The sequence below is a fragment of the Helicobacter mastomyrinus genome, from assembly GCF_039555295.1.
GTDB lineage: Bacteria > Campylobacterota > Campylobacteria > Campylobacterales > Helicobacteraceae > Helicobacter_C > Helicobacter_C mastomyrinus.
Genome location: NZ_CP145316.1, coordinates 250283 through 268179 on the forward strand (window position 1 = coordinate 250283; position 17897 = coordinate 268179).

Consider the following 17897-nt stretch of genomic DNA (forward strand, 5'->3'; position numbering starts at 1 on the left):
TTGATAGCTTTTTTCAATCGTATAGGTTAAAGCATTCTTTAAACAAATCCTTTTTATATTGCCAATATTTTTTATCACAATGTGCTTTTTATTTATCTTATGTGGAGTAAATATAATAGAGCAGATTAAGTAAGATTATTGAAAAGCATTCCTTACTCTTGCTTGATAGATTTGAGGCAAGATTCTTGCTTTTCTAAACGAAGTGTATTCAAATAATTTATCATCAATAATTCGCTTTCCAAAGGTATGTCAATAATGATGTCTTTTATCTTATTTCCCTTATGTTCATCAAAAGAAAATATCTAATGAAGCTCAATGGAAAACTACTTTTATATTGTAGCAAAGATATAAATTATGCGCTTAAGAGAGTAAAATTTTTGATAATGTGGTAAGAAACAAAGGCAAAATATGTAGAATACAAAAATATTTTAGAAAATTTCTTGAAGCTTTCTCTTAATATTCAAGAAAAAATAAGTCCAAAATCAAAAAGTGCAGGATAACCCTTTTTATGCACATCAAAAGGTATCAAATGCCTTATACAAGGGTGTTTTATGCTAGTCAATCACAAATTTTGTGATTTTAGTGGTAATGTTTGAACTTTTTTGAAAATTTCAATGTTCAAATGCGATGAAAATTTTTCAAAAAACAATCTAAGTTGAGTAGAGGTTTTGAAAGAAAATTATTGGTTTTTGTGAGCTTTTTTGTTTTAAAAATTTCAACAAGGCAATAAAAAATTTTTGCTTAGAATCCTTTGCAATCTTTTTCACAATATTTATCAAAGTTTTTTACTAAAGAGAAGAATTTTTACATCTTTGCTTGGAGCAATACAAAGTATAAACTTCATAGCAAAATCTCTTTAGTTTCATCACATTTTTTCATTGCTTAAAAACAAATGAAACATATAAGTTTCTCTCAAACAAAGCACAAATCATTTTTTAAAGATTTAATCTTATTGCAAAAGCAAAACATTCTAAACTTAAAAATAATATAGTTTTTCTTTACTTAAAATCTCTAGTGAATCTCTAAAACTTATATCATTGATAGCTCTATCTCTTATCCCTTATACATATTGAGAAAAGTTATAAGAAATTGATTAACATTTCTATCTTGGATTGATTAGGAGATTTATTACTTAAGATTATTTCAAAGTTAATGATCGCATATTGCCACTTAATTTTTTAATCTAAAAACTTACTTAGAAATTCGTTTTTAATACAAACATTCAAAAATTTAGATTAAATTACAAAACCAAATAAGTATAAAATTCACTTATATCTGCTCCGCTTCACTAGGCAAGAAATGGGATCAAGCATCATCACATTAACATAAAAATAAAAAAGCTGCAATACAATGGTTTCATTTTCGCACAAAGGAGTATTAATGAAAGTGTTCATTGCAGGGCTATGTGCCATTATATTTGGGTTTTGTCTCTTTTTGTTTTTTAAGGCTGAAAATTCTCCTTCTTCTTTTTCAGCTATTCCTGCTCCCACTCAAAAACTTGCTGATAGTCCAAAAGACAAAATCATTACTTTTCAAACCAGTCCTGATACGCTGATTCAATGCCTCACGCCCATTTTTAGGCAAAATGAGAGCTATGTAGGAATAAGTGATTGTCAAAATGCACAAGAAGCTCGTTATGATGTTTTTAGCCACATAGCTTGGAATTATAATGATGTATGGCTGTGTATGAGCGGACAAAATGAGGATTATGCCGAGGGCAGGGCTGTTGTATTAAGACCTTGCGTGATTGATGATAAAACTCAAAGTTTTGTGATTAAAGATAATACAATCTACACCCCCGATATGAACTACCAGCTTCATTTAAGCAACAATATACTGAGCTTTGAAAAGCCAACTTCCACTAAGCCTAAGGTGATTTTACACCATATGCAAGAATGGAGTGATACCATTGCCACTCCCCCGCCTTTAAATCTTAAAAGCTTCATGGCTTGGAGTTTTATTAGCTCTGGCGAGTTTGACTTGTATTATATAACCAATGATGAATCTATCAAAAACGACCCGCAGGATTTGTATTTTAATGTAGAAAACAACACCATAGCCCTCTATCACCCCGAAAATGGCAAACTCACTTGCCTTACTTCCTTGCAGACTACCTCCCAAGCTTGGAATTGGGTAGACTGGGAAAGCTGTACCAATACAAACACAAAACCTAATCAAAGATGGGAGTTATTTTTATTTTGTGAAAACGATCAAGCTATGCTCAAAGATTACCTAGGAAATTTCTTACGCGTTACTAAATACGGCGTGCATTGGGGTGTGCCCTATACTGCAAAGCCTGATTATCTAGCTAAAGACACAGGGCAAGATCAAACTTCTTATTTTAGATTCAGCCATAATTTACAAGATTGGCAGCGATTTAAAAATGGTAATTTATCAGATTCTTTGCCTGTGTGTCCGGCTAATGGCACGAACGCCAAAACTCAAAAGCTCCTTATCCTTCCTCCTAGCTTTGTTTTAAGCGATGAATGGAAAAGAAGGCTGTATGACATTGCTACAACAACTGATGGGGTGCTAGACCGTGCTGGAGATTGTGGTGTGTGCTTACTGCATAGTTATCAAATGATAGCAGAACTAACAGAATACACCTACGTCCCACTAGAACTAGGAGGCTTTTTCTTTGATACACTCTATGGGCATAATCCTTTCATTTCTTTTAGAAACAGATACCCTCTTTTGGCTGCTTCCTTAGAGCAATATCAATCCTCCAATATACCAAGAGGCTTATCACGCGCTCAAACCTTTGAATACGTTGCACAAATGTATCGCTCTGTGGCTTTAACACTCTTTCCGGGGCATTTTTGGATGGCTTCAGAATTTGCTTCAAGTGATATTACTATTCGCAGCAATCTAAGGGATTTATTCGAGCAGCCTAGTGGGACTTTATGGATAGTGCAAATGTATTATACTACCCCCGATGGCGCACGTCACGGACACGCTATGCCGGCTCTTCGCACAAGCGATGGAGTGCTTTTCATTCCTACCAATTTTTCTAATGGAACTTATGAGGAATATCAATATGCTTTAAACGCCTCTTTAGCACACAATTTAAGAGGGGCTTATAATATCATTAGTAATAATGGCAGACATCAAGTTTATATGCTTTACACCCTGCGTTTACGCGAAATTTATCCTAATCCTATCACAAGTTTTGTGTCTAATAATAACTGCACTGGCGAGGGTGAGGATAGACGCGGAAGCGCAAGTATGCCCTTAAGCACTATGATTAATCAATGTGTTAGCGGCAGATGTGTGGTTCAGTAGGCAAAGACAAGAGAGTTTTAGAAGATTGAATAAGATTCTCTAAACTTCTATAGATATTAAAAACACATATCACTTTCATAAAATGAGCGAATCGAATACTTGAATATAATCCTAAGCTATCAGCTCTTCCTACCCTAATCTATGCTATCACACTTTATGAAATATCTTTTATATCATATTGACAATATAAAATAATAACTATTTTTATTTTATTAAAAGATAAGAAATAATATTATTCGCCCTACTTTACTTTCTCATATAAAGTTGGAGGTTATTATGCGATGTTTAAAACATACTATGAAAAAGCTGTGGGTTTGGGGGATAGATAGAATCTTTAGCAAAATTCATATTTTACTTCTATATATTTGCTTGATATTCACACTTCCACTTACTGCCGATGAAATAAGTAGTGCAGATTCTAATGAAGAAAACTCTAAAGATTCTATAAGAAAAGTCAATCTAGGCACATCTATTGTGCGAGAAGTAAATGAAACAAAAGCCTATCAAAGTGGAGAGACTATCAATGCCCAAATGTTAGAATCCAACCCTAGCGGGAATGGTGACATCACAAGCATACTTAGAATCCTCCCCAACGTCCAATATGACACACAGCAATTACGAAGTGCTACACCCGGAGAGATAGACCCGGCTAAAATAAGTATAAGCGCTGGTTTGCATTATCAAAATAACTTCCAGCTTGATGGGTTTAATATGAATAATGATATAAATCCCATAGGCACAGCCGGAGCGTATGGCGGAGAGGGACAAGGTAGAAGTCAAGGACTAGCCATTGATACTAGCCTTTTAGAATCTATTTCAGTGCAAGATTCTAATGTATCTGCAGCCTATGGAGGATTCACAGGCGGAGTAGTAGAGGCAAATACAAGGAGACCTACAAAAAGCTTTGGCGCAAATATAAGCTATCAAATCACACAAGGCAATGCAGAACCGGGCAAATTCTCCCTTACAAATTATCATATCTATGAGGCAAACTCCACTTCGTTACAAAACTTTGTCAATTCCTCCTCTAGCTCTAATCAGCCTCAATTTACCAAACATCTCTTTCGCTCAAGTATTGAATCTAAAATCAATGATAGAAGTGGAGTGATGGCGAGCTTTACGACAACGCAAAGCATTATTCCCCTACATACTTATGCAGGTGGTGATGCAAACTCCATAGAAACGCCTGTAACGCAAGTATCACAATTTAAAAATGCTATTCAAGACATCAATCGTCAAAGCTATAATCTCTTTCTCAAAGGCTATTATGACCCAAGCGATTCTGTGAGATTAGAGCTAAGCTATGCCTTTGCGCCCGATAAATCAAAAAATTTCTTTCAAGGGAGTGCAGGAGACTTTTATACTTTAGAATCAGGCGGACATAATGTAGGCTTTAAGACTACTTGGGATAATGCCTTAGGTGTGCTTACCAACAACCTTAGCTACTCTTTTTTGAAAAATAGCACGGCTATACCAACCATAAGTTTTGGCTCATTTCTGAAAATCATAATGGCACAAATTGGAATGGATATTATAGAGAGGGAGGCTATGCGCCCTATGATTCTATGCAAAATACGATTGCTAATAAACTCATTCAAGACTTCCACCCCATAGAAGATGCCTTAGCACTTTCAAGCAGGGCTAGAGCTAGGCTATCAATATGTGCAAAGTGCTAATCCTAGAGATTACTTTGCAAGCTCTAATACTCCTTATGCAATGACACAAACACAACAAACTATTTGTTTGCAAACCAATCAAGAATGGTGCGACCCAAGCAAGGCTTATGCTACTAGTATAAGAATGAACCAATATACGCTCAATGGAGATTCTGTAAAAGAAATTACCTATGGTGGAAATACGATGTATGAATTACAATACGGGCAGTGGGTGCGAGGAAGTAGATTTTATGGCAAAGGCAGTGTCGCACTCAATAATATTTTGGGAGCATTGTTTATTGAAGATAATATGAAAATCCCTTTAGGTTATATAGGTGCATTAAATATCCGCCCGGGATTACGCATTGATAGTGATTCCTATATGGGAAAAGTTACCTTTGCTCCTAGATTTTCACTCAATTATCAAACCCCTTGGAATGAGGGCAATATAGGGCAGCACTTTGCTACACAAATAACCGCAGGGGCAAATCGCTACTATGGGAGAAATATATTTGCCTATGCTATATCAGGGCAGCTAGAAAGTCTGCGTAGAGATGTATCACGTAGTGAAATAAGCAAATCTTTTGAGGAGATTCTCGCTGAGGGGAGAGTATGCGCTAATAGAAATGATGATAATTGTATCTCCACAATAGGCGTGAACACCACTAAATTTTCACAGCTCAAAGTCCCTTATGCAGATGAATTGATGATAGGTATTTCACAGAGAATCTATGATATGAATTTAGGGATAAAATATATCTATCGTGCGGGGAGAGATGAGATACGACGAAGTAGCAGAAGCGTGAGCAATCTCCCCACAGATTCAAATTATTCAAGTAATTACTATATCTACACCAATGAGGGTATCTCTACTACCAATGTCATCACTCTCACTTTAGAAAATACTCACCCTTTAAAAATCTTAGGAGTGAAAAATCATATCTTTTTTGCCTTTGATTGGACAAATGTGAATAGAAACTATACAGATTATAGCGATACGCTTACAAATCAAGAATTAGCCAATCAATGGATTTCTTGGAATGGGCAGATTATCCGCTATGCTGATAAACCAGCAGAAAACTTTAATCGCCCTTATACGTTGCGTTTAAACACCACGCATACGTTTAATGTAGGCAAAACAAAATGGCTTTTAAATAACTTTTTTAGATACAGAAGTAGTTACAAGGCTATGGCTAGCACACTTGCTACTTCCACAGTGGCTACTCGTCCGCCTGATAAGATTGACCTTGATGGTGATGGCATACCTGAAACGCCTGTGGATACCTTTCGTCCTTTAGATATTAAAGGGGCTTTTACTTGGGATATGCGACTAGGCTTTGAAGTAGATATGCATAAAGGCAATACAATGTATATGAATGTAGATATTTATAATGTGCTAGATGCTAAGAATCTTGCTATTGCTTCAGCTGCATACTCTACGACTGCAGGGACTACAGCTACCCCTGTGTATGAAGTAGGTAGGCAATTTTGGCTACAACTGGGGTATAGGTATTGATAGCAAGGGAATTAAGCTTACCACAAAAGCTTAATTCTATACTCTTTGCTTCCTTAACACAGCATACTCAACACACAAAATGCTTTGATGATTCCCTGCATTTTACACTTGCAATCAAATATAAAGGGATACCCTCCCTCCCCTATCTTGTAAAAGCTCCTCTTATATGAAGCTAGGATATACCCTAGTACTCCATATTAGATAATGCAACCCTAGGCTTTATTTACAGACATATCTTTAGCCTGATGATGTATCTCCCAACTCTCATAGGCTTCTTTAACTTTTTCAATCACTACGTCCATTCCTCCAGCGAGTGAAAAAAGCCAATATTTATGCGCATAGATGATTTCAGCTTGTTTGATGAGCTTTGCCTCCTCATTGTTTGCAGGCATAACAAGCAGCCGCGCGATGTCCATCTCTTGATGAAAGATATAAGATTGTATCGCGTCCATAAAACATTCACGGAATCTTATATCATCAAAAAGCTCTTTGACCTTTTGGATTCTATCTATGCAATTTTGCAACTCCTGTGCTTGTAGCTCATCTAGCCGATTTTCTTTGTTGAGTAGCTCAAATCGCTCCGTGAGCGCAGCCACTTCTAAAAACACTTCCTCGACAAAAGCTTTATCCTTTAAGCCTAGCTCAATCCAATCCTCTATCTTCTGCCTTACCTTATCAAGATTTGCCTCATACTCTTGTGTGCTAGGGTAAACTAAGGTGATGGACTTTTTTTTATGTGTCGTATCTATGAGTTTAATGGCTTCTTTAAAGGGAATTTCTTTCGTGCCTTGAATCCTAGCCCCACCCTCTGTGGCATTAATCACCTCAATGGGATAGGGCGTATTAGCAATATCGCGTTCATAGAATGTCAAAAACATCTTCCACACTTTAGTAGATTCCACCATACCGCCACCGCCATATTTTTCTACCATTACCTTTTGTCCTTTGTCCTCCATTGTCTTGGGGCTAATCTCATTCTCGCCATATACAGCATTTTTTGCATGAGAACTGCCATCTTCGCCAAAGGCTAAATCCTGCCCAATAATAATACAACGCTTAAATTTTGAATGCACGATAAGCTCATACGCCATATTTGCCGCACTCATACCTATGCCCAAATAACCATACTCAGGAATATGGAAGTAATTTGTATATCCAAATGGACGCAATGAATACTGCACCACATCGCCTTTAAGCGCATTTTTCAGCCGCTGATGCACAATAGAGGTAATAGCAAAAATCACATCTTTGTGAAATTTCTTAGGCGTGTCTTCATAGAATCTTGCCGTAAGCTCCACACGTTCGAGTGAAAATACAATATCAGGCTTAATGCCCTCTCTTGCTAAAATAGGAAAAGACGCATCAATGCACATAATCGTAGCATAGTCTTGAATCTGCCTAAGATATGGAATCTGCTTACTCAAGCTAGGTCCAGTAGCAACGATAATAGCGCTATCCCTGCCCTTGATATGCCTTAAAAGCTCTAGCAAAGTAGGAGATTTCAGCACATCTGGTAAATTGCGTATATGATGAGAAATACCAATAATAGCGTCCCTGCTATCATTACCCACACTCACGACACTATGCTCGATAGCGCGGATAAAAAGTTGATTAATATTAATGTAGAGTTGTGCATATTTCTCATAATAGCCATTAAATAAATGTAAATCATAGGTTTTTGAATAAACTTTTGCATCGCGATTAGTGGCAAAAAGCATATCAATATGGATAAAATCACAATGTGTAGCGTCAAGAAATATAATTCTTTGCTCCAAAATCTCTTGGCTAAAATCCATAAAATGCAAAGCGATAAAAAGCAATTCAAGCTCAGGCTCTAGCACGACTATGCGCTTCAAAAGCTCATTATGCAGCAGCACTTTATAAAACACCCCATTACCCACGCCAAAAAAATATAAATATGGATAATGAGAATATGTGCTAAATACCTGAATCTTCGAATTTGTTTCTTCTAGTGGATTTTGTGTGAAAAGTGGTGTGTGTGTGCGTTTATCAATAATGTTGATATTGAGCACATCATCACCTTGAAATACCTCATAAGATTCATTTGGTTTAAAATCATTGAGTTTTAGCGCAAGAGCAGGAGAAACTACTGCTAATGCAGAAAGATTAAGAGAGAAAAAATCCTGCATATACCATTCTTACACTATGCGATATGACTATTGAAGCAATCGAAGCACGTTTTGTTGCACAGCATTGGCTTGAGCCATAGCGAAGCTACCACTTTGAGCCAAAACGTTATGTTTAGAGAATGTCGCAGATTCTGCAGCAAAATCCACATCGCGAATTTGAGATTCTGCAGCTTTAACATTCACTTGTGTAACAGATACATTATTAATTGTTGCAACAAGCTGAATCTGTGCTGAACCAATATCTGCGCGTAATCTATCAAGCTGCATACGAGCAGATTCTGCCATATCGATAACCACCATTGCTCCTTTAAGGCTTGTAACCCCAGCACCAATACCATCAAAGTGAAGATTGGCTTGTGCCACATTAGCATTTGCTCCAGATGCTGATGCAATATTAGCGTCCATTTCCCCACGCACATAGCGGAGATTTGCAGTATATTCAGCAATACCCTGTGCAGAGTGAAATCCTATATGGCTATAATTTATTCCGCTAACTATAATATCTCTTGCATCTGTTCTAATGAGCGTTAAGCGTCCTATGATGGCGTGCTCTGTGCCAGAAATTCCGGCAAAGTTTCCTCCACCAAACACCTTACCACTATCGCCCTCTGTGCGAATAGAAATAGCACGTCCATCCAAACTTCTTATATTGATACGCCCTGTAATATCAGTGAAAGCTTCAGCCCCCGTACGTTCTTTGATAGAATTGATAGCATTAAGTAAGCGTCCATCAGAATCATTTTTGCGCACATCATTAACATTTCCGATTGTTACACCATTAATCACCAAGCCTCGCACTGTGCCTGAAAGCACGGGCACATCGCCTGTTGCCATTACATTCCACGCTGCGCGCACCCCCAAAGTATTTGAATGTTTATTAATTACTTCTGTAAGCACACCTATACCTGTCCCCGCAGAAGTAGAAATTTTAACGGTTTCTGTTTCATAATCGTGTTTTCCATCAACCTGACGAAACTTGAGCATTACTTCAGTGAGGTTAGAATAAGCAGCAGAAGCGAGCATACCTTCACCAGAAAACGAGCCACTTTCCAGACGCACGTGTCCGATTTTGTCAGAGCTTGTAGGACCAATAGAGGCTTTTATCGTTGTATTTGAATAAGCACCAATTTGAAATTCTTTATTAGAGAATGCGCCAGAGAGCATTTGCTGTCCATTATAACTTGTGGTATTAGCAATATTATCTAGCTCTTCAAGTAAACGTATAATATCACTTTGAAGTGCCTTTCTTGTCTCTGTGCTTTGCCCATCTTGTGCGGCTTGAATAGCCTTAGTTTTAATCGTATCTAAGATTTTGAGCTGTTCGTCCATTGCCTTATCAGCCACTTGTATAATACCAATGGCGTCATTGGCATTTCTCACTGCCTGTCCTAACCCCTCACTTTGACTTCGCAAGCTATCGGCAATCGCCATACCCGAGGCATCATCTGCAGCTTTATTGAGTCGCAAACCCGAACTTAATTTTTCAAGCGAATTATGCAGACTTCTGTTATTCTGCACCCCAATGGTATGTGCGGTAAGGGCAGAAATATTTGTGTTTATCCTAAAACTCATATTGCATCCTTTGCTAAAATTTTTCTATATTTTGTCGATAAAGCAAAAAAGATTCCACAAATTCAATAATTCAATTTTGTATAAAGATTGCACAAAGAAATAAAATAAATAAAATTTCACAAAGAATCTATGCTAAAATCCGACTTTAAATCTCAAGGGAAGTTTTATGAGGGGCCTAAATGAAAGATCTAATCATCGTAGAATCACCAGCTAAAGCAAAGACAATCAAAAATTTTTTAGGGAATAATTATGAGGTTATCGCCTCTAAGGGGCATATACGCGATTTGCCAAAATATAGCTTTGGTATTGAGATTAAGGACAAAACATTCACGCCCCAATATGACATTGATAAAGATCATCAAGAAATTGTAGACAAGATTCAAAATGCGAGCAAAAAGGTAAAGACTACCTATATCGCAACCGATGAGGACAGAGAGGGAGAGGCAATAGGCTATCATATCACCCAGGCTCTCGAACGCCCTTATGATGAGTTCCCACGCATTGTATTCCACGAGATTACTAAAAATGCTATTACACATTCATTAGCAAATCCTAGAAAAATCGATATGTCAAAGGTCAATGCCCAGCAAGCACGACGGCTACTAGATAGAATCGTAGGCTTTAAGCTCTCTCAACTGATGTCTTCCAAGATTCAAAAAGGCTTGTCTGCAGGGCGAGTGCAAAGCGCCGCATTAAAAATCATCGTTGATAGAGAGCGAGAAATCCGCGCTTTCAAGCCTACCATATACTATACGATCAATGCGACTTTTACCCTGCCCTCAAAAGAGAGCATAGAATCTGAGTTAATTATATATGATAAAAAACTAGAGAAGCTCTCTTTGCAAGATTCTAAAGCAGTAGAAGCGATGTGCCAATATATCAAAAGTGCTCAATTTATCATTGAAGAAATTAGTAAAAAATCTAAGAAAACGCCCACCCCTGCACCATTTATGACTTCTACCCTGCAACAGAGTGCTTCAAATCTCTTAGGATTCTCTCCATCGCGCACGATGAGTGTCGCACAGCGGCTTTATGAGGGCGTGAATACGAATTTTGGGACAATGGGGGTTATCACTTATATGAGGACAGATAGCCTTAATATCGCTAAAGAAGCGCAAAATGCGGCAAGGGCGGTATTGAAAAAAACTTATGGGGAATCTTATGTCCCTAAGAAGCCTAAAATTTATGCGACAAGGTCTAAAAGCGCACAGGAAGCACACGAAGCCATACGTCCTACAAATCTTGATTTCACGCCACAAATGGCAAAATCCTGCTTGAAGCCTGAAGAATATAAACTCTATACATTAATCTACAATCGCTTCCTTGCCTCACAGAGTGAAGATGCGATATTTGAGACACAAAATATCATTTTTAGCGCTAAAGAGGGGGAGCATAAGGTGAGCTTTAAGGCAAATGGACGCAAACTTGTCTTTGATGGATTCTATAAAATTACAGGGAGCGATGATAAGGATAAGCTTTTGCCTGAGTGCAAAGAGGGGGAAAGTGTACTATTACAGGATTTAGAGGCGATTGAAAAATCCACAGAGGCTCCATCGCGCTATAATGAGGCAAGCATTATTAAAAGTATGGAATCTTTAGGTATAGGACGTCCTAGCACCTATGCACCTACCATTGCTTTACTTGTAGCAAGGGAATACGTGCAGCTTGATAAAAAGCAGCTTGTGCCAAGTGAGAGTGCTTTTAAGGTGATTGAAATGCTCGAAGAACATTTCAATGAAATTGTCGATACTCACTTTAGCGCAGGGCTTGAAAATAAGCTTGATGACATCGCACAAGAAAAAATTGATTGGGAAGCAATGCTATGGGAATTTTATGAGCCTTTTATGCAAAAGATAGAATCAGGCAAAAAAGATATTGTCTCGCAGAAAGTCATCATACCTACAGGCGAGATATGTCCTAAATGTGGCAAGGAACTCGTGCAGCGTCAAAGCCGATATGGTGAGTTTGTGGCGTGTAGTGGCTATCCTAAGTGCAAATATATTAAGCCCAATGAAAATAAAGAGCAAGGTATAAGCCAAGACAATGGTGTATGCGAAAAATGCGGTAAGCCTATGGTTAAGAAATTTGGACGCAATGGCGAGTTTTTAGCGTGTAGTGGCTATCCTACCTGCAAAAATACGAAATCACTCTCTAATAAGCCTCAAGCTAAAAGCGTTGAGGATGTAGCTTGTCCTCAATGCGGCGGTGAAATCGTGCAAAGATTCAGCCGTAGGGGGGCATTCTTTGGCTGTAAGAACTATCCTAAATGCAATTTTATATCAAAGTTTCAACCTACTAAAGAAAAATGCCCCGAATGCGGTGGGATAATGTGTGAACGCGAATATCGCAAAAAGCACATATATGAATGCCTCAAATGCAAGCATCAAGTAGAGAAATATCTTCCCCCCCCCCCATAGAAGTAAGGATTCTAAAAAGCCGCATAAAGACTTGGTGCTTCTTTGTCCTCATTTTAGTAAATGTGAATATTGATATTCTAAAAAATATGAAACTGCTCTTTAAGGGATAAGTATCTTATATTTTGCACGATCTTGAAACTATTTCCATAAGGAATTTTCACTCTTTTATCTCCTAGCATTAAGTAAAAAAGTAATTTTTAATAATCACTATGATAGAATAGAAATATTCTTTTAGTAAAATCTTATAAAGAATAAAATTTCTTCACATTGCTTTAAGGAAAACATAATGAGGCGCAATAATTCACTTTCACCTAAGCTTTCACAACGTGATATTGCAGGGATTCTAAAAGTCGATACCAAAACACTCTATAATTGGCGAAAGAATAAAAGTGAGCTTTACACCATCGTTATGTTAGGGTTTAAATTTAAAGAAATTCTCTCTGCCCAACAACAATACTGCCAAGAACTCGAGCGCATAGAATCTGATGTGCTTAACACTGCACAAGCACAAAAAATACAGAAAAAATAATTATCTCGCATCACAAAGTGTCAAGCAAAATGCGATATGGTAAGAATGAAGCACATTAATAGCTTCATTGAGACTTGTGCCAGTGGTGATAATATCATCAATAAGCACAATATGCGTATCTTGCAGAGGTTTTTGCAAGGCAAATCCCTTAGGATTATCCTGTCGAAATTGTAAGCTCTCCCCTGCATACTTTACATTATTTTGTGCCTTAAGCGCACCATAGCAACCCTCAAAAACGCCTTTGCTTTCTTTAGTAAATGCCCGAACTATCACACCCGTGTGTGAATATGCTCCATAAGGATAATCATCTAAGCCTAAAAGCGTAAGTTTTGGGGACTCTAAACTATCATATATATGTGAAAAAAAATATTTTGCCGCATTTTTTGCAAGAGTGGCAAGTATACGCGAACCTACAAGATGATATTTGCTCTGCATAAGTAACGCCACATCTTCATAGCGATAAAAGCTATAAGTTTTTATAGAATTTGCAAGGATTCTATGGCGAGGCGTTAGAGGAATATCATTCAGGCAATCCCTACATAGAATCTTCCAGCTATATCGCTCACATACAAGACATTTCACATTTTCCCTCCATTTCTACCCTATCATATTAGCGCACCGTGTAGTCTTACAAATAGGAATGAGCCAAAGCATAAAGAGATTTACACAAATGTTATCTGCGCCTAAAAAATAAGTTTTAAGGCATAGGAACGCTATTCTATTATGCCCTTGCTATTGCGATAAATCGCCGTAAGGGTCTTGCACAATCAGGAGTAAATCCAGCTTATGCGCCTAAAGAATACACCTATAGCTAAGGCTGTGCCCTATCTATCGAGTGCGTTTTTCAAGATATGGTATTGCTATTCTACACTAACTATGCTTATTGTTAAAAAATAGGAAGTTGCCTTATTTATAGAATAAATTGCTGATGTTATTTCTCTACAATTTTGAATTGTAGAGATGAGAATCGACATTGCCCTTTTCTACATATTAGGGCTAATATCTATGCTCTTGTTACTACAAGATTTTATGGATATACTCTATAAGACTCTACTTAGCCTAACGGGGACTGCTCCCCGAAAGCAAAGCTATAAGCACAATAACAAATCTTAAAAACTGAAGACATATCTTACGCCCACATTGTAATTAATTTTAGTGGATCTTGATTATGCAATATAGTATCTACAAATAGTTCCCTAGCGGCGAGTTCTATGCTATGGTATCTGGTTATACAGTTCTTAGAGCGACATTAAGAGCTGTATCAAAGCTTATTTTCTTAATATCAGGAACATCAAAGGTCTTTCCTCTGCCAAGTATTAGCACCAAGCCCTACACCTACAAACACTCCGCTTTCCTCTGCCATTGCCATAAAGCCTACTAAACTTACAGCCAAAGCCTTAATATTTTCCTCATAATGAATCTCTTTCTTGATAAGGCTATTTCTTGATGAAATGCTTAATTGTTGTCGCTTCATTCACCTAAACTTCCTTAAATATTGTAAAATTATAGCAATAGTTTTATACTATAATGATTACATTTTGTGGCAAATTCTATTAATTCTGTCTAATGCCACTTGCAAAAAAAAGATATGCTATAAACTACAAATTAAAAACAAGGAGAATCAATGAACAAAAATCGTATCCCTCTAAATCAAATCCTTTATGGACATCCTGGCACAGGGAAGACTTACCATACTATCAATAAAGCCTTAGAAATCTTGCGTGAATTTAAACTCATAGATTCTATACCAAATGATAGAGCGGAGCAAAAGAAGCTTTTTGATGAATATAAGGAGAAAAGGTAAATTGAATTTATCACCTTTCATCAAAGCTTTTCCTATGAGGAATTTATCGAGGGGATAAAGCCAGATATCGATAAAAATAATGCTGAAGTAGAATTTTCTAATGAAATGGTTTATAAGGTAGAAGAGGGAATTTTTAAAGAAATTTGCAATGCAGCCTTAGAGAATTTACAAAACTCTCAAAAATCAGTAGAAACATTACAAATAGAGGATTATGTAAGAGAACTAATAGAATCTTTTATAGAAAAAATTAAGGAAACTGAAGACGATAATGAAGAATATCATTTTCCATTCTATAACAACTTCTTTGTTTCAAAAATTAAAGAATCAAGTCCTTATAAAATATATGGAAATCCCGACAAGCGATGGCTAGGTGCAAAAACATCAGCAGCACAAAAACCAACCAAAAAACTTAGTGTGGCTGCTCTTATTGCAGAATATAACAATTTTAAAAATACTAAAAAAGAGGAGTTTAATATTCCTTCGCCAAAAGGCATAATATATTTTGATCCCAAAATATATTATGCCATCTTTGAAAAAATCCAAGACTTTGAGAACTCTCCCCAATGGCGAGAAAAAGCAAAAAAATTGCAGATTTCCACAGATTCTATTGATAACACTCTAAAACCCTATATCCTTATCATTGATGAGATCAATCGCGGGAATATTTCTAAGATTCTATTAACTCATTACATTGATAGAGCCAAGCAAGCGCATAGGAGCTAGTGAGGAATTACGCGTAAGTTTACCCTACAGCAATGAATCCTTTGGAGTGCCTAAAAATCTCTATATCATCGGCACGATGAATACGGCTGATAGAAGCATAGCCTTGCTTGATACGGCATTGCGTAGGCGATTTGAGTTTATAGAATTAATGCCAGATTCGAGTAAAATAAATAATGACTATAAAGATGTGAATCTGCTAAAACTTTTAGATTCTATAAACAATCGCATTGAGTTTTTGCTCGATAGAAAGCATACTATAGGGCACGCCTTTTTTATTGATGTTAAAAACTTAGAGGATTTAAAAAATATTTTTGCTAAAAAAATTATCCCGCTTTTGCAGGAGTATTTCTATGAGGATTATGCCAAGATTGACGCGGTGCCTAATGGCAATAAAATGGTGAAAAAGAAAAAAGATTTGACATTTTCTAGGTTGTTTGACACGAGAAAATTTAATGATTTTGATAGCGAAAAAGTGGTTTATGAAATCACAAAACAAGAAAATTGGACAATAGAGAATTTTAAAAGAATTTATGACAATAACATTAACTTAGAAAAAGAAAACGAGCAAGATGAAGCCTAAAAACACCCTTTGCATAGCCGAATGGCAGAGCTTTGGTTTTAATGAGGTTAAACAAGCCCTTGAAGCCAACCATAAAATAAATGCTACTCTTAATAATTCTAATGCAGAATGGAGCGAGACAAAAGCTACTATCACAAGTGAAGCAAAAGCCATAGAATCGAAAGCTCAAAGCATATTCAATGAACTTGTAGATTTTACAAAATATGAGGGCAATCATCAGTTTTTAAAACTCATTAGGCAAAATGGCAAAGATATGCTCAAAGCGCAAAACTATGTCGGGCTTATCCAAAGTAAAAGCGGCTTTTGCGTAGAGATTCTGCCTAAAACATTTCAAAGCATTAAAGAAAGCAATGGGTTTCAAATCAAAAATTGCACCTGCTCATCATTACAAGGAAGTGAAACTGACAAAACAATCCAAAACAATGTGGATTGCCATATCAATACATCGCCTCACAACGAGAATTTAAAAAGCCAAAAATGCAAAGTATGCCAAGCAAAGCAAATTCTACTCAATATGCTAAAAAGCCTGAAAAACTCACCCTTGAAACACACACAATTTGCACATCTTAAAGCCCAGCAATTTCCTCTGCTTGAAGCCTTTGTTTTAATGTTTTTAGATGAGCTTGAGAGCCTTGTGAAAAGGGGAATTAGAGCAAACTATGTGTTAAAAGAGCAAAATCGCACTTTTTTAAAGGGCAAATTGCTTTTTAGCCAACATCTCAAATACAACCTCACACATAAAGAGCGATTTTTTACTGCAAGTGATGAGTTCTCTCATAATATCCCTGAAAATGCCCTTATCAAAAGCACTCTAAAACTTTTAGAGACACTAAGCCTTAGTAGCAAAACCCAAAGCAAACTTATACAAATGCACTTTATTTTTGCAGAGATTAAGCCAAGCAAAAATATTGATAAAGATTTAAGCAGATGTCAAAACACGAGGCATTTTAAGGTATATGAAAATATTTTATTATGGTGCAAAATTTTCTTAAAAAGGCAGAGTTTTAGCGCATATCAGGGCAACTCTAAAGCATTTGCCCTGCTTTTTGATATGAATATTTTATTTGAATCTTATGTCGCAAGTGAGATGAAAAAATACTTGAATGATAAAAGCTACAAAAATGGGCTTTATGATGAATTTGTGCAACACATTTTGAAAGATTCTCAAAGCGACATTCAAAAGCACAACATCTTCATTAAAACACAAGAAAGTATAAAATATCTAGCCGAACAAGACAAAGAAAAAATGTTTAGGCTTATTCCCGACATTGTAGGCTACACAAAGGACAATATCCAACAAACCCCACAAACCTTTTTTATCGCCGATACCAAATGGAAACTTTTAAGCCAAGATTCACAAAAACATTACAATATCGATAATATCGCTCAAGCGGACATCTATCAAATATGGGCATATCTGTGCAAATACCAATGCAAAAAGGGCTTTTTGATTTATCCTGCCCCCACAGATAGCACAGAGACCAATGCAAAGCCTACGCCCCCTACTTTTACATTTAAGTCTGATGTTGTGGCATTTGCCAAAAATTTAAGCGAAGGTTCTAAGCAGGTAACACAAGCAGATTCACAAAATCAACCAAAAATCACTCTATACATTTGCCTTTTCCCTCTAAGCCATCAATAGAATCCCAAGCACCCACTTACACATTCA

11 protein-coding genes and 1 pseudogene are annotated in these 17897 nt (G+C 36.8%); 8 read left to right on the forward strand and 4 right to left on the reverse strand.

The window, feature by feature from the left end; all coding sequences use genetic code 11:
- The first annotated feature begins 1380 nt into the window (after positions 1–1380).
- The 3 genes from V3I05_RS01330 to V3I05_RS01340 all read left to right on the forward strand — a co-directional run bounded on the left by V3I05_RS01330 (position 1381) and on the right by V3I05_RS01340 (position 6453).
- Positions 1381–3282, forward strand: coding sequence for a DUF1561 family protein (locus V3I05_RS01330; protein ID WP_343353760.1), 1902 nt, complete (start codon positions 1381–1383; stop codon positions 3280–3282).
- A 276-nt stretch (positions 3283–3558) separates the two neighbouring features.
- Positions 3559–4896, forward strand: coding sequence for a TonB-dependent receptor plug domain-containing protein (locus V3I05_RS01335; RefSeq protein ID WP_343353761.1), 1338 nt, complete (start codon positions 3559–3561; stop codon positions 4894–4896).
- 48 nt (positions 4897–4944) lie between these two features.
- Positions 4945–6453 carry a hypothetical protein gene (locus tag V3I05_RS01340; protein ID WP_343353763.1) on the forward strand — a complete coding sequence of 503 codons (1509 nt, stop codon included), beginning with the start codon at positions 4945–4947 and terminating at the stop codon, positions 6451–6453.
- 212 nt (positions 6454–6665) lie between these two features.
- Here the strand turns inward: V3I05_RS01340 and V3I05_RS01345 are convergent, their stop codons facing one another.
- Entirely contained in the window at positions 6666–8603 is a 1938-nt protein-coding gene (locus tag V3I05_RS01345; RefSeq protein ID WP_300448424.1) for a motility associated factor glycosyltransferase family protein, read from the reverse strand.
- Positions 8604–8630: 27 nt separating this feature from the next.
- Complete coding sequence (locus V3I05_RS01350; RefSeq protein WP_300448422.1) at positions 8631–10175, reverse strand: flagellin B; 1545 nt, start codon at positions 10173–10175, stop codon at positions 8631–8633.
- A 179-nt stretch (positions 10176–10354) separates the two neighbouring features.
- Between V3I05_RS01350 and topA the strand changes: the two genes are divergently transcribed.
- Together topA and V3I05_RS01360 are read left to right on the forward strand one after the other, a co-directional pair.
- Positions 10355–12592 (forward strand): type I DNA topoisomerase, encoded by a 2238-nt coding sequence (topA, locus tag V3I05_RS01355; RefSeq protein WP_343353764.1) that lies wholly within the window; start codon positions 10355–10357, stop codon positions 12590–12592.
- Between the two features lie 286 nt (positions 12593–12878).
- Positions 12879–13121 carry a hypothetical protein gene (locus V3I05_RS01360; protein WP_295699124.1) on the forward strand — a complete coding sequence of 81 codons (243 nt, stop codon included), beginning with the start codon at positions 12879–12881 and terminating at the stop codon, positions 13119–13121.
- Here the strand turns inward: V3I05_RS01360 and V3I05_RS01365 are convergent, their stop codons facing one another.
- Together V3I05_RS01365 and V3I05_RS01370 are read right to left on the reverse strand one after the other, a co-directional pair.
- Positions 13122–13703 carry a ComF family protein gene (locus tag V3I05_RS01365; RefSeq protein ID WP_295699122.1) on the reverse strand — a complete coding sequence of 194 codons (582 nt, stop codon included), beginning with the start codon at positions 13701–13703 and terminating at the stop codon, positions 13122–13124.
- A 709-nt stretch (positions 13704–14412) separates the two neighbouring features.
- Positions 14413–14595, reverse strand: coding sequence for a hypothetical protein (locus V3I05_RS01370; protein WP_300448411.1), 183 nt, complete (start codon positions 14593–14595; stop codon positions 14413–14415).
- A gap of 150 nt (positions 14596–14745) precedes the next feature.
- Here V3I05_RS01370 and V3I05_RS01375 point away from each other — a divergent pair, with 150 nt between their 5' ends.
- The 3 genes and pseudogenes from V3I05_RS01375 to V3I05_RS01390 all read left to right on the forward strand — a co-directional run bounded on the left by V3I05_RS01375 (position 14746) and on the right by V3I05_RS01390 (position 17870).
- Positions 14746–14925 carry a hypothetical protein gene (locus V3I05_RS01375; protein WP_343353766.1) on the forward strand — a complete coding sequence of 60 codons (180 nt, stop codon included), beginning with the start codon at positions 14746–14748 and terminating at the stop codon, positions 14923–14925.
- 609 nt (positions 14926–15534) lie between these two features.
- Positions 15535–16228, forward strand: a pseudogene (locus V3I05_RS01385) (AAA family ATPase); the annotation flags it as partial.
- Positions 16218–17870, forward strand: coding sequence for an McrC family protein (locus tag V3I05_RS01390; protein ID WP_343353771.1), 1653 nt, complete (start codon positions 16218–16220; stop codon positions 17868–17870). The pseudogene V3I05_RS01385 and the gene V3I05_RS01390, both read left to right, overlap by 11 nt.
- The last annotated feature ends 27 nt before the right edge of the window (positions 17871–17897 follow it).